This is a genomic window from Alistipes sp. Marseille-P2263 (assembly GCF_018101075.1).
GTDB lineage: Bacteria > Bacteroidota > Bacteroidia > Bacteroidales > Rikenellaceae > Alistipes > Alistipes dispar.
This window is the reverse complement of record NZ_JAGQEJ010000003.1, coordinates 262,934-287,428: the sequence shown is the minus strand read 5'-3', so window position 1 is coordinate 287,428 and position 24,495 is coordinate 262,934. Positions and strand designations below refer to the sequence as shown.

General features: G+C 61.9%; 17 protein-coding genes. 4 read left to right on the top strand and 13 right to left on the bottom strand.

The features are described from left to right. Positions 1-215 precede the first annotated feature (215 nt). The 12 genes from KB554_RS05825 to KB554_RS05770 form a co-directional block, all read right to left on the bottom strand. A complete protein-coding gene (locus tag KB554_RS05825; protein ID WP_141427699.1) occupies positions 216-650 on the bottom strand; it encodes a PepSY-like domain-containing protein in 435 nt (144 codons plus the stop codon). A 494-nt stretch (positions 651-1,144) separates the two neighbouring features. After that, a complete protein-coding gene (locus KB554_RS05820) occupies positions 1,145-2,176 on the bottom strand; it encodes a 2-oxoacid:ferredoxin oxidoreductase subunit beta (RefSeq protein WP_211035183.1) in 1,032 nt (343 codons plus the stop codon). A gap of 4 nt (positions 2,177-2,180) precedes the next feature. Then, positions 2,181-4,025: a 2-oxoacid:acceptor oxidoreductase subunit alpha gene (locus KB554_RS05815; RefSeq protein ID WP_211035182.1), complete on the bottom strand. Its 1,845-nt coding sequence runs from the start codon at positions 4,023-4,025 to the stop codon at positions 2,181-2,183. A gap of 338 nt (positions 4,026-4,363) precedes the next feature. Further along, entirely contained in the window at positions 4,364-6,664 is a 2,301-nt protein-coding gene (locus KB554_RS05810; protein ID WP_211035181.1) for a family 20 glycosylhydrolase, read from the bottom strand. A gap of 6 nt (positions 6,665-6,670) precedes the next feature. Further along, positions 6,671-8,248 (bottom strand): sulfatase, encoded by a 1,578-nt coding sequence (locus KB554_RS05805; protein ID WP_211035180.1) that lies wholly within the window; start codon positions 8,246-8,248, stop codon positions 6,671-6,673. 97 nt (positions 8,249-8,345) lie between these two features. Continuing rightward, on the bottom strand, positions 8,346-9,587 hold the full coding sequence (locus tag KB554_RS05800; protein WP_211035179.1) for a DUF1735 domain-containing protein: 1,242 nt from the start codon (positions 9,585-9,587) through the stop codon (positions 8,346-8,348). A gap of 16 nt (positions 9,588-9,603) precedes the next feature. Beyond that, positions 9,604-10,722, bottom strand: a complete 1,119-nt coding sequence (locus KB554_RS05795; RefSeq protein ID WP_211035178.1) for a glycoside hydrolase family 18 — start codon at positions 10,720-10,722, stop codon at positions 9,604-9,606. A gap of 26 nt (positions 10,723-10,748) precedes the next feature. Beyond that, on the bottom strand, positions 10,749-12,338 hold the full coding sequence (locus KB554_RS05790) for a SusD/RagB family nutrient-binding outer membrane lipoprotein (RefSeq protein ID WP_211035177.1): 1,590 nt from the start codon (positions 12,336-12,338) through the stop codon (positions 10,749-10,751). A 13-nt stretch (positions 12,339-12,351) separates the two neighbouring features. Beyond that, on the bottom strand, positions 12,352-15,675 hold the full coding sequence (locus KB554_RS05785) for a SusC/RagA family TonB-linked outer membrane protein (RefSeq protein WP_211035176.1): 3,324 nt from the start codon (positions 15,673-15,675) through the stop codon (positions 12,352-12,354). Positions 15,676-15,862: 187 nt separating this feature from the next. Further along, a complete protein-coding gene (locus KB554_RS05780; RefSeq protein WP_211035175.1) occupies positions 15,863-16,804 on the bottom strand; it encodes a FecR family protein in 942 nt (313 codons plus the stop codon). Positions 16,805-16,899: 95 nt separating this feature from the next. Continuing rightward, positions 16,900-17,493 (bottom strand): RNA polymerase sigma-70 factor, encoded by a 594-nt coding sequence (locus KB554_RS05775; RefSeq protein ID WP_211035174.1) that lies wholly within the window; start codon positions 17,491-17,493, stop codon positions 16,900-16,902. 137 nt (positions 17,494-17,630) lie between these two features. Continuing rightward, complete coding sequence (locus KB554_RS05770) at positions 17,631-18,302, bottom strand: XRE family transcriptional regulator (protein ID WP_141427688.1); 672 nt, start codon at positions 18,300-18,302, stop codon at positions 17,631-17,633. Between the two features lie 140 nt (positions 18,303-18,442). On the opposite strand from KB554_RS05770, the gene KB554_RS05765 reads away from it, so the two are divergent. The 3 genes from KB554_RS05765 (at position 18,443) to KB554_RS05755 (ending at position 21,858) form a co-directional block, all read left to right on the top strand. Further along, on the top strand, positions 18,443-18,730 hold the full coding sequence (locus KB554_RS05765; protein ID WP_141427687.1) for a hypothetical protein: 288 nt from the start codon (positions 18,443-18,445) through the stop codon (positions 18,728-18,730). 120 nt (positions 18,731-18,850) lie between these two features. Next, positions 18,851-20,602: a phage terminase large subunit gene (gene terL / locus KB554_RS05760; protein WP_242116304.1), complete on the top strand. Its 1,752-nt coding sequence runs from the start codon at positions 18,851-18,853 to the stop codon at positions 20,600-20,602. A 140-nt stretch (positions 20,603-20,742) separates the two neighbouring features. Then, complete coding sequence (locus KB554_RS05755; RefSeq protein WP_141427685.1) at positions 20,743-21,858, top strand: nitronate monooxygenase; 1,116 nt, start codon at positions 20,743-20,745, stop codon at positions 21,856-21,858. 157 nt (positions 21,859-22,015) lie between these two features. On the opposite strand, the gene KB554_RS05750 is transcribed toward KB554_RS05755, so the two are convergent. Next, a complete protein-coding gene (locus KB554_RS05750; protein ID WP_141427684.1) occupies positions 22,016-22,258 on the bottom strand; it encodes a helix-turn-helix transcriptional regulator in 243 nt (80 codons plus the stop codon). Between the two features lie 429 nt (positions 22,259-22,687). Between KB554_RS05750 and KB554_RS05745 the strand changes: the two genes are divergently transcribed. Continuing rightward, a complete protein-coding gene (locus KB554_RS05745) occupies positions 22,688-23,821 on the top strand; it encodes a site-specific integrase (protein WP_211035172.1) in 1,134 nt (377 codons plus the stop codon). Positions 23,822-24,495: the final 674 nt, after the last annotated feature.

Genomic DNA, 24,495 nt, shown 5'->3' with positions numbered 1-24,495 from the left:
CTTAAATATACGGATTTTTCCGGAAATTCCCGCCGTTTGTGTCGAAGGACGATTGTCTGTCGGGCCGGATTCCGGCGTATGTACGCTTCCGGGAGGTGCGGCCGCGGCCGTCGCCGGAGCCGCGGAAAAAGATTCGCCCCGCGCGGGCCGGGCTCGCTGCGGGGTGAATCGGGAAAGGCAGGTCAAACGACCTCTGATGCGGAAGCGGATGACTGTTACCTGTCCAGTTTCTTGAATTTGCCCTCCTTGTCGAAGTAGAGCGTCAGGCCGTTCGTGAGCCCGACCTTGTAACCCTCCTTCATGGTCGAGAGCCGATTGACCATGCTCTGGGAATAGTTGTCGGCGACGTAGGTCTTGATTCTGACGGGAATGACGGTCGCGGGAACCGCGCCGTTCTTCATCACGATCTCCGACCAGTCTCCCTTGCCGCCTTCGAACGATACGCGGGAGCCGCTGTTGAAATAGACGGTGTACTTGTCCCACGACGCCTCGCGGTCCATTTCGGTGTCTTTCACCACCTCGCGCGGGAAGTTTTTCTGGATGAACTCCTGCGACGATTTCGGCAGTTTGTCGAACCCGATCTTCTCGGGTGCGGCGCAGACGCCGAGCGCGGCCGCTGCGCAAACGAACGTAAGCAATAATTTTTTCATGATAGAAAAGCATTAAGTGAAACACTCCGGTTTCGGCTTTTGCAAAGAGAGTACCAGAATCGCCCGGGAAAATGAAAAAACGCCCGCTCCGGGCCGCTTCCGAAGCGGGGCGCGATGCGTGTAGGGTTTGGCCGTCCGTGCCGCGCGGCCGGAGGGGGTGCCGGTGTACGGTCGGGAGCGGACCGCGGAACAGCCCGCCCGGCTCCGATTGACCGGCTCCGGATCGTCGGAACTCCGGCAGGCGGGACATGGCGCCCTCCGCATCGCGTTCCGCGGTCTTGCGGCGGCGGCTTCGTAGCCGGACTGGACCGTGTGCCAGGCGGAGTTGGCCGGGGCGCCGCCGGTGTTGCGTCCTCCGGGCGGTATGTCCCGGACGACTTCGCCCGGCCCGGCGGTGTATGCGTGTTGCATGATTCCGAACGATTGCGGGGCATTCGAAAAACAGCCGGATCTCCGCGATGGAGACCCGGCCGTGCGTTTTGCCGAGAGGCGCGTCATTTCACCTCCCATGTGGCTCCCGAGCGCAGGAGATCGTCCACGCAACGGATTTTGCTCGCGGCCTTCACCTCCTCGACCTGCCGTTCGACGGCCGCATCGTACACGGCGTCGTCCTCCACGGCGCGGATCACGCCCAGCGCCACCGGGTAGTCGGGATACTTCATCGCGGCGAGCATCACGTGCAGCGTCGTGTCGCGCTCGTGGGCGTCGTGCGTCAGGATGTCGTCCAGCGTGTAGCCGTCCTCTCCGACGGTCACCACCTTCAGCCGCATGTTCTCGAAGACGAGGCCCTTCTCCCGGTTGGCGCCGAAGAGCATCTTTTCGCCGTGGCGCAGCGTGATGGTCCGCTCGGCGCGCGTGGCCTTGTCGGCGGCGAACGCCGCATGGGTCTTGTCGTTGAAGATCACGCAGTTCTGGAGCATCTCGACGACCGACATGCCTTTGTGTTCGGCTGCCGCGACGATGCACTCCTTCGAGAGCTGCACCTCCATGTCGATCGAACGCGCGAAGAACGTGCCCTTGGCGCCGATCACCAGCTCGCCGGGGTTGAACGGCTTCTCGACCGTGCCGTAGGGCGAGGTCTTGGTTATCTTGCCCAGTTTCGAGGTGGGGGAGTACTGTCCTTTGGTCAGGCCGTAGATCTCGTTGTTGAATAGGATCACGTTGAGGTCCACGTTGCGGCGGATGGCGTGGATGAAATGGTTGCCGCCGATGGCCAGCGAGTCGCCGTCGCCGGTGGTGACCCAGACGTTCAGGCGCGGGTTGGCCACCTTGACGCCCGTCGCCACGGCGTTGGCGCGGCCGTGTACGGAGTGGAACCCGAAGGTCTTCATGTAGTAGATGAAGCGCGACGAGCAGCCGATGCCCGAGATGAACGTGAAGAGGTTGTGCGGCGTGTCGGTCGCGTCGGCGATTTCGGGCAGGGCGCGCTGCACGGCGTTCAGGATGGCGTGGTCGCCGCATCCGGGACACCAGCGCACCTCCTGGTCGCTCTTGAAATCCGCGGGGGTGTAGTTGTATTGTGCCATGGCGTTATTTCAGTAAGGATTCGAATTTCCGGCGAAGCTCGACCACCGTGAAGGGCAGCCCTTCGCACTTGTTGTACTGTTCGTAGCGGAACTCCTGCAACTCCTGCCGCAGGTAGGCGGCGAACTGTCCTTCGTTGAGCTCGCAGACGACGATCTTGCGGAAGCGGGCGAAAATCTCGCGCACGCCGCGCGGCAGGGGGTTGATGTAGTTGAAGTGGCACAGCGACACCTTGCGGCCTTCGCGGCGCATTTCGTCCACGGCGTTCTGCAGGTGGCCGCGCGTGCCGCCCCAGCCCACGACCAGCAGGTCGCCTTCCGCATCGCCCCAGACCTCCTGCGCGGGGATGTCCTCGGCGACGAGGGCCACCTTGGCCGCGCGGGTCTTCACCATTTTCTGGTGGTTGTCCGGGTCGATCGAGATGCAGCCCTTCACGCAGTCCTTCTCCAGACCGCCCACGCGGTGTTCCAGCCCGACCTTGCCGGGGAACGCCCACCCGCGGGCCAGTTTCTCGTTGCGCACGTAGGGCATGAATCCTCCCTCGGGGGCCTCGTCCACGATCGGCGGACAGATGGCCGGGTAGTCCTTCATCTGCGGGATGCGCCACGGTTCGGAGCCGTTGGCGATGAATCCGTCGGAGAGCAGGATGACAGGCGTCATGTGCTCCATGGCGATGCGTCCCGCCTCGAAGGCGTAGTGGAAACAGTCGCTCGGCGACGAGGCGGCCATCACGACCGCCGGGCACTCGCCGTTGCGGCCGTAGAGGGCCTGCTGGAGGTCGCTCTGCTCGGTTTTCGTCGGCAGGCCCGTCGAGGGACCTCCGCGCTGCACGTCCACGACCACCAGCGGCAGTTCGGTCATCACGGCCAGTCCCAGCGCCTCGCTCTTGAGCGACAGGCCCGGGCCGGAGGTGGTCGTCACGGCGAAGTTCCCGGCATAGGCCGCGCCGATGGCCGTGCAGATGCCGGCGATCTCGTCTTCGGCCTGCACGGTCTTCACCCCGAGGTCCTTGCGCTTGGCCAGCTCCTCGAGGATCACCGTGGCGGGAGTGATGGGATACGAACCGCAGAAGAGCGGCAGCCCGGCCTTCTCGGCCGCGGCGCAGAGCCCCCACGCCGTGGCCACGTTGCCCGAGATCGAGCGGTAGGTTCCCTTCTCGAGGGGGGCGGAGGCCACGCTGTAATGGTTGGCGAACTGGTGCGTGTTGGCCGCATAGTTGTACCCGGCGTCGATGGCCAGCTTGTTGGCTTCGGCCACGGCGGGGTTCTTCCTGGCGAATTTCGTATCGAGGTAGCGGCGGGCGTAATCCTCCGGGCGGTCGAAGAGCCAGAAGCAGATGCCCAGCGCGAACATGTTCTTGCACTTGACGACCGACTTGTTGTCGAGTCCCGTCTCCTTGAGCGCCTCGCGCGTCATCGTGGTGATGTCGGGCACGACGACGTTGTACTCGTCGAGTCCCAGCTCGGCGATCGGGTCGGACGTGGCGAATCCGGCCTTTCTGAGGTGCTCCTCGGTGATCGAGTCGCCGTCGATGATGACCGTGGCGCCGCGCTTGAGCCATTTGCGGTTGGCCTTCAGGGCCGCGGGATTCATCGCCACCAGCACGTCGCAGTAGTCGCCGGGGTTCAGCTCGCGGTGGTCGCCGAAGTGTACCTGGAATCCCGAGACGCCCGCGACGGTTCCCTGCGGGGCGCGGATTTCGGCGGGGTAGTCGGGGAAGGTCGAGATGCCGTTTCCCATGAGCGCCGAAGTGTCGGAGAAGAGCGTGCCTGTAAGCTGCATGCCGTCGCCCGAGTCGCCCGAAAAGCGGATCACGACGTCCTGCAACTCCCGCACTTTGGTCTGTTCCATTGTGTTTTAGATTAGTTGGGTTTCTAACGTATCACAAATATATGAATTTATTGTCAGATTGTACCCTGCGGCTTCATTTTTTCGTCGTAAAGGGCGATTTTCCTTACAATCCGTCGGGACGGGATGCTCCTGATTTTGATTTTCAGCGACTTGCGCGGAATTCGTGTTGCGCGGAATTCGTGCCCGGCCTGCGGGCCCCTGACGGATTCACCCCCGCCGCATTCGTCGTGCGACGGGGGTGAAGCGCTTTTCGGATTCCGGACGGTCCCGGCCGGCGGGGCCTTTCCGGGAAGATGCTCTTTCCGGGGCGGCGGCGCACCGCGTGCGGGTCGCCGGGATTACCGGCTTTCCGCAGGAACGTGCCGCAGCCACTTCCCGTCGAGCGTCCGGCGGCTGCCGTCCTCGCTGACGAGCGACAGTTGCACCTTGCCGCCGTTGTAGTCGAAGAAACGCAGTTCGAGCGGGTGCAGTCCGGCCGAAAGGGCCGCCTGTCCGGTCTTCTCGAGCAGCGGGTGCTCGCCGTCGTTGTCGATCACCACGCGGTCGCCGATCCGCAGGACGCTGCCGTCGTTCGAGGCGAGTGCGAAGGTATGGATGCCCTTCTCCGGCACGTCGATGTATCCGCGGAAGACGATACCCACGGCCCGCCGGCCCGTGGCCTCCTGCGGGAAGTGGACCGAATCGGCCACACACCGTCCGTCGGCCTGCGCTCCGCCGATAGCGGCGCAGTCCGGAAAACGCTTGAAATACCACTCGGCCAGCAGTCCCGGCTGCGTTTCGCGCGGTTCGGCGGGCCGTGCGAAGCCGCATTTCTCGTAGCGGATCGTCACCCAGTCGCCCGTGCGGCCGTCGGCATGGAAGGCCCGGAGGCGCAGCGTGGCGTCGTCGCGGAAGGTCATCGGACCCGTGTAGCGCTGCGATGCGGCGGTCGGGACCGATCCGTCGAGCGTGTAGCGCAGGATCGCCGTCGGCAGCGGGCATTCGGCCGTGGTCCGGACCGAGTCGGTGAAGACGCAGAATTCGTGGTAGTTTCTCAGCGAGGGGATCCGGTAGTTGATCCCTTCGGCGTCCAGCCGTTCGCAGTAGCGGAGCAGCCGCGGCATCAGCGACTCTTCGCTGACGCGCTCCGGCGCGCACCAACCCTTCTCGGCCACGATCAGCAGCCGCGGGTAGAGCATGTACTCGGCGCGCGACCACGAGGGAACCTTTTCGGTCCAGAGGTGGCCCTGGATGCCTTTGATGCGGGCCTTCTGCTCGTCGGAGAGCGAGTCGGGGCGGATTTCGAATCCGGCAGTGCGCGCGAGCGATCCGGCGTCCTCCTCCAGCGAGAAGTAGAACCACGACTGCGCGCTCACGATCACGTCGCAGCCCCGGCGGGTCGCGTCGCTCACCGACTGCGGCTCCCAGGGTCGCCACCACATGATCGTCGTGGCCGGATCTACCTCGTCGGCGAGCAGTTCGTCCCAGCCGATCATGCGGCGGCCGTGTTCGGTGAAGAAGCGCTGCATCCGGCGGGTGAACCACGCTTGCAGAGCGTGGCCGTCGGCCAGCCCCTCGGCACGCATCCGGGCCCGGCAGCGCGGACAGCGGTTCCAGTTCTTCATGTTCACCTCGTCGCCGCCGATATGGACGTACTCGTAGGGAAAGAGTTCGAAGACCTCCTCCCAGATCTCCTCGCAGAACCGCAGCACGTCGTCCCTGCCCAGACAGAGCGGCGAGGAGAAAGCCTGCTCGCTCCAGGTCTCGGGTCGGAAGCAGGTGAGCCACGGGTAGTGTTCGATGGCCTGCAGGAAGTGCCCCGGCATGTCGATCTCGGGAATCACGTCGATTCCCCGTGCGGCGGCGTAGGAGACGATCTCGCGGATGTCCCGCTGCGTGTAGCAGCCGCCGTAGAGCGTGTCGGCCCCCTCGGTCCGCAGCCGCTTTTCCGGCAGCAGGAAGTCGTCGTTCAGCTCCCGGCGCGCGCGGCCCGTGCAGATCGTGTCCTGCTTGTTGAAGTGCCGCCAGGCGCCCTTCCCGGTCAGGTCGGGGTAACGCCGGATTTCGATGCGCCAGCCCTGGTCGTCCGTCAGATGCCAGTGGAATTTGTTGAGCTTGAGCCGGGCCATCTGGTCGAGCAGCCCGAGAATCTCCTCCTTGTCGAAGAAGTGGCGGCTCACGTCGAGCATCGCCCCGCGCCAGCCGAAGGCCGGTTCGTCGGCGATCTCCGTACAGGGAATCTCCGCTTCCCGGACTGCGCCGGGCGGGAGCAGCTGCCGCAGCGTGGCGATGCCGTTCGCCGCGCCGCGCGGCGATCCGGCGGTGATGCGGATGCCCGGGCGGGAGACCGAGAGGCGGTAGGCCTCTTCGGCCAGCGACGCCGTATCCGTCGAGAGCGTGATGTCGCCCTCGCCTTCGGCCGTCGTCGCGGTGGCGTAGGGTGCGAGCGCTTCGGCGAGGTACCCGGCCGTCGCGGCGAGTCCGGGCGAGTCGTATCCGATCCGCACCCGTTCCGGCAGCCGGTACGAACCGCTTTTCCAGACCGTTTCGCGTGGTTGGGGAAGCAGCGTCGGAAGTTCCTCGGCCGCCGGAGCCGCGCAGGCGGTGAGTGCGAGACCCGCCGCGAACGATACGGCGGCCCGCAGGATTGCGTGTTCCATGTCTTCCTATCTTTTACGGTCGTAGGATGCGTTCTTTTCCATCGCCGCCGTGTCGTCGTACTGCGTCTGGAGTTTCACCAGCTCCTTCATCATCCGCTCCTGCTCGGCGGCGTAGGCCGGATTTCCGAAGAGATTGTGCAGCTCGCGGGGATCGGCTTCGAGGTCGTAGAGCTCCCACACGTCGATGTCGTCGTAGAAGTGTATCAGCTTCCACCGTTCGTCGCGCACTCCGTAATGGCGTTTCACCATGTGCTCGGCCGGGTATTCGTAGAAATGGTAGTAGATCGACTCTCTCCAGTCTTCCGGATGCCCGCCCCGCAGCAGGGGCAGCAGCGACCGGCCCTGAATGTCCTCGGGTACGGGCGCTCCGGCCAGCTCGAGGAACGTGGGGGCGTAGTCGATGTTCTGGACCATCTCCGCGATCTGTCCCTTCGCACCGCCCGGCATCCGCATCACGAGCGGGGTCCGCAGCGACTCCTCGTACATGAACCGTTTGTCGAACCAGCCGTGCTCTCCCATGTAGAATCCCTGGTCGGAGGTGTACACTACGAGGGTGTTCCCGGCGAGTCCCGACTCCTCGAGGTAGTCGAGCAGCCGTCCCACGTTGTCGTCGAGGGATTTGAGCGTTTTGAGGTAGTCGCGCATGTAGCGGGTGAACTTCCATTCGGCCAGTTCGCGCCCCTGCGGGTTGCGGGCGTAGAAGTCCGCTGCGATCGGCTCGTAGAAGCGGTCCCACGCCGCGCGCTGTTCCGGGGTCATGCGCCCGATCATCGCCTCGTATGCGTCGCTGAGGCGGCTTTTCCGGCCCGGCTGCCGCATTTTGAGGTCGTATATCGGGTCCATGTCGTGGTTCGAGGCGATGGACATCTCCTGTGCGGCGGCTGCCGGACGTCCTTCGTAGTCGTCGTAGAAGGTCTCCGGCACGGGGAACGTGCGGTCCTCGAAAAGCGCGAGGTCGCACGTGTCGGCCATCCAGTTGCGGTGCTGCGCCTTGTGGTGCACCACGAGACAGAAGGGCTTCTCCGGGTCGCGTCCGTGCTCGAGCCACTCGATGCTCTTGTCGGTGATGATGTTCGTGATATAACCTTCGCAGCGCACCGTGTCTCCCGTCTGCCGGATGAAGTCGGGGTTGTAGTAGTCTCCCTGCCCGGGCAGTATTTCCCAATGGTCGAAGCCCGTCGGGAGGCTTTCGAGATGCCATTTCCCGACGATGGCCGTTTCGTATCCGGCCTTGCGGAGGAGTTTGGGGAAGGTCTGCTGCGAGCCGTCGAACACGCAGGTGGTGTTGTCGTAGAATCCGTTCTTGTGCGAATGCTTCCCGGTGAGCATGCAGGCGCGGCTGGGTCCGCTGAGCGAGTTCGCCACGAAGCTGTTCGTGAAGCGCACGCCCTCTTCGGCGATTCGGTCGAGATTCGGGGTCGAGGCGTAGCGGCCGTCGTAGCAGCTCATCATCTGCGACGTGTGGTCGTCGGTCATGATGTAGAGGATGTTCATCGGCCTGCGGGGCGGTTCGGGCTGTCCGCCGCAGCCCGTCAGGGCGGCTGTCGCGAGACCGCCCAGAATGAAGCGGTTGTTGTTTTTCATATCGGTTCTTTTGGGGAAAAGATGCAGGAGCCGGAAAGGCTTCCCGCTCCTGCATCGGTCGGTTGCGTAAAGCGGTTCGGTTCGTGCCGAAAGGCCGTTACTCGTCCATTTCGTTCATGTCCTCGACCCACTTCAGTCCGGTGGCCGGTCCATAGACCTGCGGATCCCAGATGTCTCCGGCGTTCGAGTAGGTGCACTCGCCGTCGTTGCCGTGGCCCGTGGCGTCCTTGAAGACGTAGCCCTGGCCTTCGTCCATCTTCCAGTATCCCAGCAGTCCTTCGCTGTTGGGGTCCACGCTGTTCATGTTGTTCTTGAGCTGGGCCTCGGTGCGCACCGTGTTCCACAGACGGGCTTCGCGGAACGAGATCGTCGAGGTGCAGTACGACGGCTGCGGCAGGAACGAGAAGTGGCGGAAGGTGATCGAGGGCGAGGCCGTGGCCTTGTCGGCCACCAGCGAACCGTCGAGGTAGAGCTTCGTCGATGAGCCGTCGAAGACGATCGCCACGTGCTGCCATTTCTTCGCCTCGCAGGGCGCGGTGGCCGTCACGGCGGGTTTCACCACGGAGTTGATCTGCATCCAGCGGTTCTCCTGGTCGGCGGTCGTCGAGGAGGCTTCGAAGCGCACCCACATGCGGTTGCCCAGTCCGTCCTCGTTGTCGAAGCCGACGATCATGTAGTTGCGGTAGTCGAACGCCTCCTTATACATCATGAATTCGAAGGTGTAGGCCGTGAAGGCGATCGGCGCATCCTTCATGTTCAGGATCACGCGGTTGCGTTTCGTGACGCCGCCGGTCGCATACTCCGAGTTGAAGACGGGGGCCGGAACGATCTTCTTGCGGTTGCAGACGATGAGGAACTGCGAGGCGTCGTCCAGCACGGTCATCCTGCCGTCGAGGCTGCGCAGCGTGACGGGCAGGGCGTAGGTCTGTCCCGAGTCGTCCATCTCCTGCGTGTAGGGCAGGATCTTTATCGCGACGGGCGTCGCCGCCACTTCGCCGGTCCCGATCACGAGCGGGGCTCCGGGAATTTCGTAGCCCGTTTCGGGCAGCAGCGTGTAGGAGGTTCCGTTCAGGGCGTTGAACCGCTCCAGCACTTCCGGGTCGGCTTCGATCCGGAAGGAGTATTCGCCGTCGGCCTTGCCGCCCAGCCGGGCCGTCAGCGACGCGGTGGCTCCGTCGTTGCCGACCTCCACCGTCGAGCTGGTCTCCTTCTGCGCTTCGGCTATGTAGGCTGCGTTGTCGATCGCTCCGAGGTCGGCGTTGTCGCAGCCGAAGGCGGTCGTCAGCAGCGCCGCGCCGGCGAGCAGCGCCCGGCAGCGGCCGTTCAGTATCGTTCTCATAGGTCTTTTCATGGTTTTATTCGTTGGCATTTTCCAGTTCGTTCATCGCGTGGATGGCCTCCCGGTAGTACTTGTAGCAGTCGTTCTTGAAATCGTTCTGCATCTGGTAGGCGCCGAAGCCTCCCTTGCGGTAGCCCGTGTAGGGCTGCCACGTCGCCATGCCGTGCAGCGAGTTGGTCGTCGAACCGTCGGGCAGCACGTAGGTCGTGCCGCCGTTCTTCCACAGGGCCTCCGGCTCGAAGTTCTCGCAGACGATCGTGCGGTTGGTGATCGTCTTCTCGTCGAGCACATCGCTGAAAGCGCCGATTAACGCTCCGAGTCTGGTGTCCAGATTGCTTTGGTAGCTGAGGGAATAGGTTTGCAGGATGTAGTAGTCGAAGTATTCGATCGTGCCGACCGGCATTTTGGCCACCTCGCCGTCCACGATCAGCAGCTTGCCGCTGCCGGATTTCGGGCCGAGGCGTCTGCCGCATTCGTCCACGAACCAGAAGGTCCGCTCGGCGGGAGTCGTTCCGGCGTAGATGTCGCCCTGGGACGGCAGGTCGTTCACGATGTTCCCCTTGTGGTCCGAATAGCTCGGCTCGTAGTCCAGGTCGAGGCCCGTGTATTCGTTTTCCAGCACGACGTCCACCACTGCGCTGGCGTATTTGCGGATCGCGGCTTCGATTTCCGCCGCGTCGGCGTCGTCGGACCAGCCCCAGTAGTGGCGCATCGCCCGGGCGATTTCGTCCTTGCCCGTGATGCCTGCGGTCACCTCGTCGGGCGTGATCGTGCGGCCGATGTCCATCAGCAGGAGTGTCACGACCACGTCGGTCCCCTTTTTCGCCTTCACGGCCTTCGCTTCGGCCTTCTGTTCCTCGGTCAGGTAGAACGAGGCCCAGTTGGCCACCAGGTCCACGCTGTCGGGAATGCCCATCAGGCTCGATCCGGTCGTGGCGGCCTTGGGGTCCCATCCGCCGAACCATCCGAAGGTGATCGAGTGGTCGGAAGCCTTGTAGGCCCGCAGGTTTTCGTAATAGGATTCCGGGAAGCGCTGCGTGAAGTCCTGCGCTTCGGGTTCGGTCCAGTCGTCGCAGGCTGCGAGCGGAGCCGCGGCCAACAGGAGGGCGGACAGTCTTATGATGTTCTTTTTCATTGGAATGGCGTTTTTCGGTTCGTGTGTCAGTTCTGTTTCTTGGCCCACCATACGTCGGTGGAGTATTCGTCGGGACCGCCGAGCAGTTGGATGCCGCCGAGCACGTTCTCCCGGTTGTTGTCGTATTCCGACTGCGGATAGTGCAGGCGGCGCATTCCGCGGTCGCCGTCCACGCTGCCCCACATGCCGCCTGCGGCGCCGAGGTTGTTCACGGCCATCATCATTCTGGGATAGCCCGTCCGGCGGAAGTCGGCCCAGGCCTCGTGGCCGATCATGTGGTTGGCGATCCACTTCTGGGTGATGATGCGCTCCAGCTCGTGTCCGTCGTCGGCCCATTTCACCGAGACGGCCTGGCCGAAGTTCGGCTGGTCGTGCTTCCCCGCGGGGTCGGTGTAGGCGAGTCGGGGCGTCAGCGTCGAGGCGATGTAGCCTTCGTAGGAGGACGAGCAGCCCCACTGCTCGAAGGAGGTCTTCACGCCCGTGTTGTAGAGGTTCTCGGGCGTGTCGCCCATCGCCCAGCCCAGCAGCGCTCCTTCGGCCCGCAGGAACCAGCTCTCGGCGGCGTACATGACCGGCACGGGGTCCGTCTCCGCGAAGAGCGGATAGGAGAAGGAGGCGTAGGTCGTCGGCAGCACGTTCTCGATTCCCGAGCGCACGCCCGCATAGGTCTCGTCGTAGCCCGACTTCGAGAAGTAGGAGCTGCGCCGCGGGTCCTCGTAGGCGTTCATATACATCGTGATGTTGGCGTTCGAGCGCAGGTCCTGCCACGATTCGCTCGTCGCCTGCGTGTAGTAGGGGTTGCGGCGCGAGGTGAGCGTGAATTGCAGGTTCTCGGCGTTGGCGTCGATCAGTCCGTAGGTGTCGATGGCGGCCACGGCCTCCTCGGCGATGCGCTGCGCCTCGGACTCCACGCCGCTCATGCGGATCGCCATGCGCAGCTTGAGCGTGTTGGCGAACTGGATCCACAGGCTGACGTCGCCCTTGTAGGTGCTGATGTCGAAGTCGCTCAGCAGCGAACCGCCGCCGGCCGCGGCGAAGGTGTGGAGCGACTCCATGGCTTCGTCCAGGTCGTCGATCATCGCCATATAGACGTCGCGCTGGCTGTCGTAGGGCACGGAGAAGGTTCCGTTCTGCATCTTCGAGTAGGGGATCGGACCGTAGGCGTCGGTCACGCGCAGCATCGAGGCCACGCGGATGATCCGCGACAGCTCGTACACGGGGCCTTCGCCGCCCGTTTCCGTCATGATCTGGAAGTAGTTGCCGTAGAAGTTCGAGAAGGTGTTCTCGAACAGCGGGTCGTTGAAGTCGTCCGACGGGTTGTAGGTCGCTATGTTCTGGCCCTGGTAGGATTTCACGGCCGATGCATAGCCGCCCAGCTCGTCGCCCAGCAGCACGTCGTGGTACTGCGAGGCGTTCACCTGCACGTGCATCATCCATTCCATCATCGACGGGAAGAGGATGCCCACGCCGACATTGTCGCCCTCGAGGTCCTCGTCCGACGGACGGTAGGGTTTGGTGTTGTACTCTTCGAAGCTGCCGGTGCAGGCCACGGCCGCGAGCGTCGCGCCCATTGCGGTCAGCCGGCCGATCCGGCGGAATATCCGGTTTGTTTTCATTTTGGTCGGGGTTTTAGAATTGTAACTTCACGGTGAATCCGATGTTCCGCAGGCTGGGCAGCATGAAGTAGTCCACGCCCTGCAGGAAGTTGTTGGTGGTCGAGGTGGTCAGTTCGGGATCGAAGGGCGCCTTGTTGTAGATCATCCATAGGTTGCGGCCCACGAGCGAGACGGTCATCGACAGTTTGTCGGCGAACCAGCGCTTGGGCAGCGTGTAGGCCAGCGAGAGCTCCTGCAGCCGGACATTCGTGGCGTCGTAGATGTAGTAGGCTCCGGCGCCCGTGCCCGCGCCGATGGTTTGGTAGTAGTTCTTGGCGTCCACCATGCCGTTGTTCACCCGGACGCCTCCGGCGTCGCGCGCGGCGGCCGAACGCTCCGAGACGCCGTAGTAGTCGAGGAACGCCTCGGTGTTCGAGACGACCGAACCGCCCAGACGGGCCGCGAGCATGACGTTGAGGTTGATGCCCTTCCATGCGAAGCTGTTGTTCCAGCCGATGTTGCCCTTGGGCATCAGACTGGCCACCTTGCGGCGTTCGGTGGTCGTCAGTTCGACCTTGTTGGTGGCCGGATCGACGTAGATGTTGCCGTTGCCGTCGGTGCGCAGCTCGCGGTTGATATACAGGTCGCCCATCGTGCCGCCCTCGTAGAGGATCACCTGCGGCGAACCGGTGTTGCCCAGCGTGGCCTTCTCCAGGTAGGGCATGTCGATAGGCTTGCCGTCCACGGGGCTGATGACGCCGTTGGCGAGCTTGATGATCTTGTTGCGGTTCATCGTGTAGGTCACGCTCGTGTTCCACGAGAAGTCGCGCCATGTGTTATGGTAGCTGAGCAGCATTTCGAGACCCGAGTTGCGGACCTGTCCGGCCTGTACGAGCACCGACGAGTAGCCCGACGTCGAGGAGGGGGTCGATTCGAAGGTCTGGTTGAAGGTGTCCGAACGGTACCACGTGGCGTCGAGGTTGAGCTTGCCGCCGAAGAAGCGGGCGTTGAGGCCCACCTCCCACGACTTGGTCTTCTCGGGCTTGAGGTCGTCGTTCGGGAAGCGGTGGAGCGAATCCCATTCGTGCGTCTGGCCCTTGTAGTTGTAGTAGGGTTTGGTCAGGTAGGCCGCATAGGAGGATCCCACGGCCGAATAGGAGGCGCGCAGCTTGAGGAACGAGAACCATTCGGGCAGCTCGACCATTTCGGAGATCACGGCCGAGAGACCCACCGAGGGGTAGAAGAAGGACTTGTATTTCGAGAAGGCCAGCGCCGATTCCCAGTCGTTGCGGCCCGTCACCGTGAGGTAGAGCATGCTCTTCCACGACAGTTCGACATTGGCGAAGACGCTCTGCGACTGCACGTGCGAGCCGTCCTCGCGCTCCTTGTACGACGTGGTGGAGATGTTGGTGATCGAGAAGAAGTTGGGAATCTTGCGCAGGTCGCCGCCCCAGCCCATGAGGTCCATCTGCACGTCCTTGATCGACCCGCCGACGTTGGCCGTCAGGTGGTAGTCGTCGGCGAAGTAGAGGTCCACGTTGGCGATGGCGTCGGCGTAGATCTGGCGGTCGTTGCGCTTCTCGATGTTGTAGAGGCCCTTTTCGCCCGCGAAGTTGGTGTCGGTTCCGGCATAGCGCTTGTTCGTGATGTCCATGTCGGCGTTGTCCACCTTCACGCGGCCGGTGACGTTGAGCCACTTGGTCACGTCGTATTTCAGGCTCGCGGAGAGCATGTAGCGGCGCTTCTTCGTCTCGTTTATCATCTTGTTCATGATCCAGTAGGGGTTCTGGAACGACATGTCGCCCGAGCCGTAGGTCCAGTTCTGCGTGTAGAGGTTGCGCGACTCGTCCCAGATCTGGTACATGCGCACGTTGTCGAAGTCGTCGCCGCGCGGGAAGAGGTAGAGTGCCGGCAGCGGGTTGAAGTACTGTCCCGAGGAGATCATGTTCTTGTTGTCCTGCAGGATGTAGCTGGCGCCGACGTCCGCCGTCAGTTTTTCGTCGAGGAAGCTGAACGTGTTGCGGAAGGTGAAGTTGTAGCGGTTGTATCCGCTGTTGGGCAGGATGTTGCGGGCGTTGGTCGTCGCCGCCGAGAAGTAGGACTGGTAGCGCTTCGTGCCCGTGGAGAAGGTGAACGAGTTATTGACGTTCGATCCCGTGTTGAAGAATCCCTCCGGATCGAACCGCCGCGAGGTCCTGTCGCCCCAGCTCTGGTACGATCCGGCCACGTTGCCGTAGCGGTTCTGGAAGCGGGGCATCACCAGCGGCGAGGAGAAGGTCGTGCTGTTCGAGAAGCTCACGCTCGTCCGGCCGGCCTCGCCTTTCTTCGTGTTGATGAGCACCACGCCGTTGGCGGCGTCCGAGCCGTAGAGGGCCGCGGCCGAGGGACCCGTCAGCACCGAGATCGACTCGATGTCGTCGGGGTTGATGTCCGCCACGCCGTCCGAACCCACGTAGTTGCCTTGCAGACCGTCGTCGTTCGAGCCGAAGGAGATGTTGGTCATCGGCACGCCGTCGATCACGTAGAGGGCGTTGTTGTCCTTGTAGATGGACTTCGCGCCGCGCATCACCACGCGGGCCGCGCCGCCGACGCCGGCCGCCGAGGCGTTGATCTGCACGCCGGCGACCTTGCCGTTGAGCGAGTTCATGAAGTTGGCGTCCTTGACCGTCGTGATGTCCTCGGCCTTCACCTGCTGCACGTTGTAGGAGAGGGCCTTCTCCTGCCGCTTGATGCCGAGCGCCGTCACCACGACGTTCTCCACGGCTACGGCCGACTCCTGCATCGTGACGGCGATTTCGCTGCGTCCGTTCACGGCGACCTCCTGCGGTTCGTATCCCAGGTAATTGACCAGCAGCACGGGGGCCTGCGTGCCGGACGGGATACGGAGTTCGAAGCCGCCGTTCACGTCCGTGCTCACGCCGATCGTCGTGCCCTTGATGATGACCGAGGCGCCGATCACGGGCAGCCCGCGGGAATCGGTCACCGTGCCGGCTACCGTTTGCGGCGTTTCGTCCGGGATGGCGCCGACCCCCCCCCTTCGTTCCGAGAGAATGATGTTCGAGCCGTTGATTTCGTAGGTCAGCCCCGTGCCTCCGACCATCTGTTCGAGGGCTTCGGCCACCGGCCGGTCCCGAACCTCGACGCTTACCGTCCGGTCGGTGTCGAGATTCTTGTCGTGGATGAACAGGTAACGGGTCTGTTTTTCGATTTCGTTCATCACCTGTTCCATTTTCACTTGCCGCATGCCGATCGTCACGCGTGCGGTCTGGGCCGAGGCGTGCGAGGCCGTCAGGCATGACAAAACCGCGAATAGCGAGATTATCAGGCTTTTTGTATTGCCTGATACTTTTTTCTTCATATCTTTGTCAGTTAAAGGATAATAATTTGGGTTGTTCCGTCAGATGCGAATGGCCGTTATCCTTGCCGCCCGGGGTCGCGCCAACGACTTCGGGCATTTTTTCCGATGGCTTCCGCGATCGGCGGCGACGGCCTCAGAAAGGCTCGTGTTATCTCATAGGCAGGCAGGTTTTAAGGTTCGTGCTATTTTATCGGTAGATGGTTATTTCGTTGGTTTGCGAGTCGTAGGCGTATTCGAAGTCGCAGTTGCGCTGGAGGATGTCGAGGGCGTGCTCGATGCCGTCCGAGATGCGGATTTTGCCGACGGCCTCGAATTGCGGCATCTCTTTCAGCCGCACGTCGAACCGCACCCCGTAGCAGTGTTCGAGACGGTGCAGGAGCTCCTCGAACGAGCAGCCGCTGACCGAGATCAGCCCCTCGGTCCAGAGGTATTCGTTCGGATCGTCGGCCCGTCCGAGCGTCAGCCGTCCGTCGTGCAGCGATACCTTTTCGTTGGGTCTGAGCGTGACCTGCCGCTGCGGGGCGTCGTGCGGCGTGACACGCACGCTGCCCCGCAGCAGGGCCGTCGAGAAGATGCCGTGCTGTTCGTCTGCATTGACGTTGAAGCGCGTGCCGAGCACCTCCACCCGGCAGGCGTAGGTCTCCACGACGAAGGGATGTCCGGCGTCGTGGCTGACGTCGAACAGCGCCGTGCCTTTGAGTCTTACCTGCCGCGTGTCGCCGGCGAAGAGGGCCGGGTATTCGATTTCGGCGCCGGAGTTGAGCCATACGGAGGTTCCGTCCTGCAGGGTCAGGTTGATGCGCTGTCCGGCGGGGACTACCACACGGTTGGTCAGCTGCTCCCAGCCGCGTTCGCGGTGGGCGACGAACCCCCAGCCGACGCCGACCGCCAGGGCGACGACGGCCGCGATGCGTGCCGCGGCGCCCGCCATGCGGCGCAGACGCATTCCGGGGCTGCGTTGCGCGGCTCCGGGAACGGGGGCGAAGAGCAGCAGGGCGTCGAACACGGCGCGTTCGCGGTCGAACGTGCGGCGGTTCTCCTCGTCCGCATCGAGCCATTCCATGAGCCGGCGCTCCTCGTCGGGGCCGGTCTCTCCTCTGAAAAAACGGTACAGAATCTCTTTTTCCATGCTTTTCCCTCCGCCCGCTTTTCGGGGCGTTCATTATAAAAGCACTTCAACAGGGCGGTTTCCCGCGAAAGGACACGTTTTTCGGGAAAATATTTTCAGAATTGCCGCGTGAGGCGTTCCAGCACGGCCGCCGCGAGCACGGCGGGCAGGTAGTCGCGCAGGGCGAGGCGCAGTTTTCCGAGGGCTTTGCCCAGCTCGGTCTCGACGCGCCGTTCGCTGATGCCGTACTGTGCGGCGACTTCGCGGTAGGAGCGTCCCCGGAGCCGCTGTTCGGTGAAGACGCTGCGGGTCAGTTCGGGCATTTCGTCCAGGCAGTCGCGGACGATCCGTTCGACCTCGCCCTCGAACAGCCGTTCGGGATCGCACATCTCCAGCGAGCGGATGCTTTCGCGCAGCACGCGTTGTTGCAACTCCTCCATCTCGCCGTGGGCCCGCAGCCGCACGGCTTGCGCCCGCAGGTGGTTGAGGCATTTGTGGCGGAGCGTCTTGAGGACGTAGGCGGCCGGATTTCCGCCCGTGTCGATGCGGGAGCGGTTCTCCCAGAAATAGAGGAAGGAGTCGGTGGCGAGGTCTTCGGCAACGAGCCGGTCCCGGACATATCCGCGGGCGAATGCGATCAGCCGCGGACGGTATTCGTCGAAAAAACGCCCGAAGTCGTCCGTCGGACCGTATTTGTCGGATAGTTGCATTGCTTTCCCCTCCCCATGACGCCAAGATCGGAACAAATATAGCGATTATTTCCGTTCCGCCTCGTGCGGGACGGGTTTTCATCCGATAAAATAAAAATTGCGGGCGCTCCGGCTCCGTTCTATCGGAACGCCCCCTGTCATCGGATCGAGTTCATCCGGATGCTGGCCTTGACCAGCGCGATGGCCCGGATGCGGCTCATGGCGATCTCCTTGTCGGCGTGGTGCGGATTCTGGCTCACGAGCTTCACCCACCCCTCGCGCTCGGATTTCTGGATATACTTCACGGTGACGTACTCTTCGCCGTCGATGTCGATCGAGAGCAGGTACATGTCGCCCCAGAAGATGTCGTCGATGTCGTTGAGCTGCTTGTAGAGCACGATGTCGCCGCTCTTGAGCAGCGGATACATGGAATCCCCGCGCACGTAGAGCGCTCCGTCGCATTTCGGGAGGTTGGGGATGTGGATGAAATTGACGGGTTTGGCCTGCGTCTGATCGGCGAACAGGGGAACCAGCCCCGCCGTCCCCTCGATCGAGTAGAGAGGCACGCTCTGGAGCGGCAGCGAGTTGTCCGTGCGGTGCATGTAGGCCGTCAGGTCCGGCTCGGCGTTGAACATGCTGCCCCTGCCGGTTTCGATCCATTCGGGGTTTACGTTCAATTCCTGAACCAGGATGTTCCGGTTCCTCGCCGAGAGCCCCGCCTTGCCGGTCTCGATCATCGAGAGGGCGGCTTTGCCTATTCCAAGTCGCTGTGCGAGTTGCTCTTGCGTCATTCCGAGCTGCTTGCGTATCAGTTTTACCCGTTCGTTCATGGTATTCTATCGGAAAATTTTATATCAAAAATTTGAATTTTCGGTTCGAAGGTTCAAATTTTGAATATATCTTTGTCCTGCAAAGTTAAACAATTTGTTTCTGTCTGCAAACTTTTTTGCAAAAAAACGATTCTGTATCAATGAGCTATTCGGTTTCACCTGAACTTTACCGGGAAACGGCGGTCCGTCTGGCGGACGCCCTCGACGGCGGCGGCTACTTTTCGGGATCGGTCCGTTTCGCGTTCGGCGGCATGGAGTGCCGCCTGACGGCCTCGGTCATCGTCTGCCGGCGGCGCGAGTCGCTGCCCGAAGGCGACGTCGATGCCGTTGCGGACCTTGTGCCCGTCTGGTGGGAGTTCCACACCGCGGACGGCGAGGGGGAGGTCGCCAACGACTTCTCGTTTTCCGAAATGAAGGCGTACCTCTGACGCCTTCGTGCTGCGGCTCCTCGCTTCCCGGGCGCGGCGCCGCCCGCCGCAGCGCACTTATCCGAAAAACCTGCCCGTCGCGGCGCCGCGCAAGGGGTTTTTGAAAACAGTTTTCATCGAATGGTCACAATGTCTGTTCCGGCCTCTGCGGAAGGAGATTCCGCAGAGGCTTTCGTATCCGGAGCGGTCTCCGGCTGTCCTTCCTCCGGTGCGGCGGGCTCTTCCGCGGCCGCCCGCTCCGCGGGAACGCTCCTTCCCGGTTCTGCTTCCGGGGCTTCCCGTCCCGCCGCGCCCGCGGGTCCGTCCGGCGGCGGATGCCGCGCCGGGACCGTCCGGTCTGCCGGAGGCGTGCCTCCTTCCGCGGCCGCCCGCTCCGCCGGCCCCGGCCTTTCCGCCTCTTCGTCACTTTCGCCGGAAGAGTCGTTTCCCGGAGGACCGGTGCTGTCCGATGCGGATGCCGCGACGCCTCCGGCGTTCGCCGATTTCGCCCTCGGGGTCTATCCCTTCCTCGACCTGAGGCCTTTCCACCGTGCCTACTACCGGGTGCTGGAGGCCTTCGCCGCGGGGCGCGTCCGGCGGCTGATCGTCACCATGCCGCCCCAGCACGGCAAGAGCGTCGGTGCCACGACGCTCCTTCCGGCCTATGTGCTGGGGCTGGATCCCGACTGCCGCGTGGCGATCGCCTCCTACTCCGGGGCGCTGGCCTCGAAGTTCAACCGCCGCGTGCAGCGGATTCTCGAGTCGCGCGAATACGCCGCCTTTTTCCCCGCTACGACGATCAAGCGCGGCGCCCGGCCGCCGGGCTATATCCGCACGGCCGACGAGGTGGAGGTCGTGGGGCGGCGGGGCGGACTGCTGTCAGTCGGCCGCGAGGGTTCGCTCACGGGCAACCGCGTGGACTGCTTCATCCTGGACGATTTGTATAAGGATGCGCTGGAGGCCAATTCGCCGCTCGTGCGCTCGAACTGCTGGGAGTGGTATACGTCGGTGGTCCGCACACGGATGCACAACGCCTCGCGCGAACTGGTCGTTTTCACGCGCTGGCACGAGGAGGACCTCATCGGCGAACTGCTGGCCCGCGAACCGGTCGAGGAGCTGCGCGAGTGGCGGCAGCTCGACACGCTTCCGCCCGGCGGCTGGCTGCACCTGAACTTCGAGGCGCTGAAGACCTCGCCGCCCACCGAAATCGACCCCCGCGCACCGGGCGAGGCGTTGTGGGAGGAGCAGCACGGCGCCGTGCTGCTGCACTCCAAGCGGCGGCTCGATCCGTTGCAGTTCGAGGCTCTCTACCAGGGGCGACCCTCTTCGCGCGAAGGACTGCTCTACGGACCGCACTTCGCCGAGTACGACGCCCTGCCGCGCGAGATCGTCCGCCGGGCCAACTACACCGACACGGCCGATACGGGCGACGACTATCTCTGCTCGCTTTCGTATGCGGTCGATACCGACGGGGTCATCTACATCACCGATGCGGTCTATTCGCGCGAGCCGATGGAGGTGACCGAGCCGCTGGTGGCCGGGATGCTCGTGCGCTCCGCGACGCGGCAGGCCGCCGTCGAGAGCAACAACGGCGGCCGCGGGTTCGCCCGGGCCGTGCAGGCGCGCGCTCCCGGCGTGCGGGTCGAGTGGTTCCACCAGAGCGGCAACAAGGAGGCGCGCATCCTCTCCAACTCGGCCACCGTGCTGCACCTCGTGCGCTTTCCGCGGGGGTGGGCGCGGGAGTGGCCCGAGCTGTATGCGCATCTGACGACCTACCGCCGTCTGTTCCGCACCAACCGCTGGCACGATGCGGCCGACGTCGTGACGGGCATCGTCGAGCGCGAAACGGCGGGCCGGCGCGGCGGACGGCTGCGGGACATCCGGTTCGTCTGAACGCGGAAACTACCGGGAGTCACGGAAGGGACACGGTGCGTATGTGACCTTTACGTTAAATTGTTCGGAATGTCGGCGGTTTTCATCCGATTTTCCCTACCTTTGAGCGGTTAGTAATGGTTTTTTAATCCGAACTGTAAATGAAAGCACTTAAAATCGGAAACTTATGCGCTTCCGTGCCCATCGTGCAAGGCGGTATGGGCGTAGGCATATCCCTCTCGGGACTGGCGTCCGCCGTGGCCGACCAGGGCGGCATCGGCGTCATCTCGTCGGCCGGGCTGGGGGTGATTTACAACGACTATTCGAAGGATTACCGCGAGGCTTCGGTCTGGGGACTGAAGCAGGAGCTGCGCAAGGCCCGCGAGGCTACGCGCGGCATCGTCGGCGTGAACGTCATGGTCGCCATGTCGAACTTCGCGGACATGGTCCGCACGGCCGTCGCCGAGCGGGCCGACATCATCTTCTCGGGCGCCGGACTGCCGCTCAACCTGCCGTCGTTCCTCACCGAAGGGGCGAAGACCAAGCTCGCGCCGATCGTCTCGTCGGCCCGTGCGGCGAAGCTCCTGTGCCGGAAATGGTTCTCGGAGTACAAGTACGTTCCCGACGCCATCGTGGTCGAGGGCCCCAAGGCGGGCGGCCACCTGGGTTACAAGCCCGAGCAACTGAACGACGAGCACTACGCCCTCGAGACGCTCGTGCCGGAGATCGTCGCCGAGGTGCGCTCCTTCGAGGCCGCCCACGACTGCCATATTCCGGTGATCGCCGGCGGCGGCATCTATACGGGCGAGGACATCTACCGGATCATGGAGCTGGGGGCCGAGGGCGTGCAGATGGGCACGCGCTTCGTCACCACGGAGGAGTGCGACGCCGACCCGGCCTTCAAGCAGAGCTATATCGAGGCGCGCCGGGAGGACATCGAGATCATCCAGAGCCCCGTCGGGATGCCGGGCCGGGCCATTCACAACCGCTTCCTCGACCGGGTGAAGGAGGGGCTCAAGCGTCCGAAGTCCTGTCCGTTCGACTGCATCAGGACGTGCGACGTGACGCATAGTCCCTATTGCATCATGCTGGCCCTCTACAACGCCTTCAAGGGTCGCTTGCAGAACGGATACGCCTTCTGCGGGGCGAATGCTTGGCGGGCCGAGAAGATTCAGTCCGTGCGCGATCTGATGGCTTCGCTGCGTGCCGAATACGACGCCTTCGCGGCCCGGCGGGCGAACTTTTCGCTGCGCGACCGGCTGTTCGGCGCGAAGTGACCGCCCGGCAGCGGCGTCCCGCCCGTTTGCGGGGCGTCCGGCTTCGGTCCGGACCGCGTCGCTGCGGCCGGACACTGCGATTCCACCCCCGTCGGAACCCTTTCCGGCGGGGGTGATCCGTTGTTCCGGGAGGCCCGGCGGCGGCTTTTCCGGGGCGTCATTCCTGCTCGTCGCCCGAGAGAAGCCAGCGGATGCTGTATTGCGGATAGCGGGCGTGGATGCGTTCGGCCAGGTCGCGGCTGATGCCGTTCGCGCCGCGGCGGATGCGGTAGAGATTCTCGCCGCGCGGCAGGCCGATGCGGAGGGCGAAGGCATTGATCGAAAGCCCCGAGCGGCGGATGATCTCCGCGAGGCGTTCCCACTCCGCGAGGCGTTTTTCAGGGGAGGTTTCGTGTTTCATGGCAGTCGGGTTCGGGACCGCGCCGGCGCGCTGAAACGACGGACGCGGACTATTGCCGCTCGCTTCACGGAAGGTTCTGGTAAACCCGACAAGGAATGAGCACATATAGCCCGCGCCGTTATGGCGTAGGATCAAATCCCGTGCCCGTCACGACGCGGGGCCGCAACAGCAGGAATATGTGCCTGACCGCTTGTCAAAAAATTTACCAGATTTCCAAAGTATGGGTGTTAAATGAAAACAAAAACTAAATTAGTGCAAATAAATTCACTAATTTACAGCGTGTTATATAACATTTGATATTTTCTGTTGTTCTCATTCTTTTTAGTTGATTGGTTCTTTTTTGGTGCATTTTTGTTTCTTGTTTGTTCCTCAGTATCGACTTTTATTTGTAGTTTTGCAGCAGATATAACGAGCAAAAGAGGAGGGAATATGCCACGAGTAAAAAAGCCTGCAAAAGTCAAAGAACCTATCCGCTTGCGGATGAAAGAACTGGCCAATGGAAACAAGAGCTTGTATTTGGATATATACCGGAATGGCAAACGGACATATGAGTATCTGCAGATGTATCTTATCCCCGAAACGGATAACAATGCCCGTGTGCGGAACCAAACGACTATGGCGGCAGCTAATGCCATCAAATCGAAACGGATCATTCAACTTACCAACGGTGAAGCGGGTATCGAAACCCGTGAAAAGGTTTTTCTTCTGGACTGGATGGAAACCTACAAAGAGAATCAGGCGAAGCGAGGAAAGAAAGATGGAAACCAAATCCAAGTTACTATCCGCATCTTGAAAGATTATGTTGGAGAACGGGTAACGATGGATCAGATCGACAAGGCGTTCTGTCAAGAGTATATCGACTATCTGCTGACGGAGTATCGCCCCAAAGGGAAACGGGTGTCTAACTTTACGCTTCACACTTATTACCGTATTCTGAACGGAGCTTTGAATGCCGCCGTTCGTGCGGATATTATCAAGTCCAACCCATTTATGAAGATTAACAACTCGGATAAGATACGCTTGCCGGAGAGCAAACGCTCGTATATGACCATTGAAGAGGTTCGGGCACTGATTGCTACTCCGATGAAAAACGAGGCCGTAAAACAGGCCTATTTATTCTCCTGCTTCTGCGGACTACGGATAAGCGACATTATCGGTTTGAGATGGAAAGATATTTTTGTGGATAGAGGACAATACCGTTTGGCTGTTTCCATGCAAAAGACCAAAGAGCCGATTTACCTGCCGCTTTCTCCAGAAGCGTTGAAGTGGATGCCGGAGCGTGGAGGCAAGACCTCAGAAGACCATGTGTTCGACTTACCGAGCCCAACGATGATAAACACGCTTCTCAAGCCTTGGGCAAAAGCGGCTGGAATAGATAAGCGGTTTTCATTTCACACGAGTCGCCATACGTTCGCCACTATGATGCTGACGCTCGGTGCAGACCTCTACACGACCTCGAAACTGCTCGGCCATGCCGACGTGAAGATGACGCAGGTGTACGCCAAAATCATCAATCAGAAAAAGGATGATGCGGTCAATCTGGTAAACGGATTATTCGACTGAAACACGAGCGGTTCTTTGCGTAGGAGCGAACATATATATTTTAGTTTACTTTAGCATCTATATATAAGGGAGAAAACTAAACTAAACCGTTTTCAGATAAACAACTGAAAGAAAATCGGTGGTGAAAGTTTGAGCCAAATACGGGCTTTTGGCACCCTGTATAAAAGGGACAAGCCGTCGATAGGATTGACCTCCCGCCAACGAAAAATATCTCTGAATAGGCTGCGGGGATAGGTTGTTTGATTCGGATATAATTGTTTCGTTTTCCATCTTCTTTCTCCCTCTTGTCGCTTGACTACTGTGCGTGTCGCTGGAGAATTTCCGATGGCAATCCTGTGTCGAACGATACCAACCTGTTTGCCACTTAATAATCAGTCCTGCATTGGACAACGAGATCGCCCCTGCTTGCAGATTGTGTGGCATCCCGCCCGCCGCCGAACGGTGGGAGGGGTATTAGGCTCCCCCGAAAGAAATTTCGTGGCAGACGGGCAAGCCCGTTGGAGAATGGTTGTGGCAAGAACATAACACAATTATTGAAGCGAATTATCGCTAAACTTCCACTTGATTATTCAGGATTTCAACTACGCTTTATCCAAAAAACACAAAAAAATGCAGCCGAATGGCGTTATATTTTTTAGCCAAAAAAGGTAATTTAATTTAGCCACATATGGAAA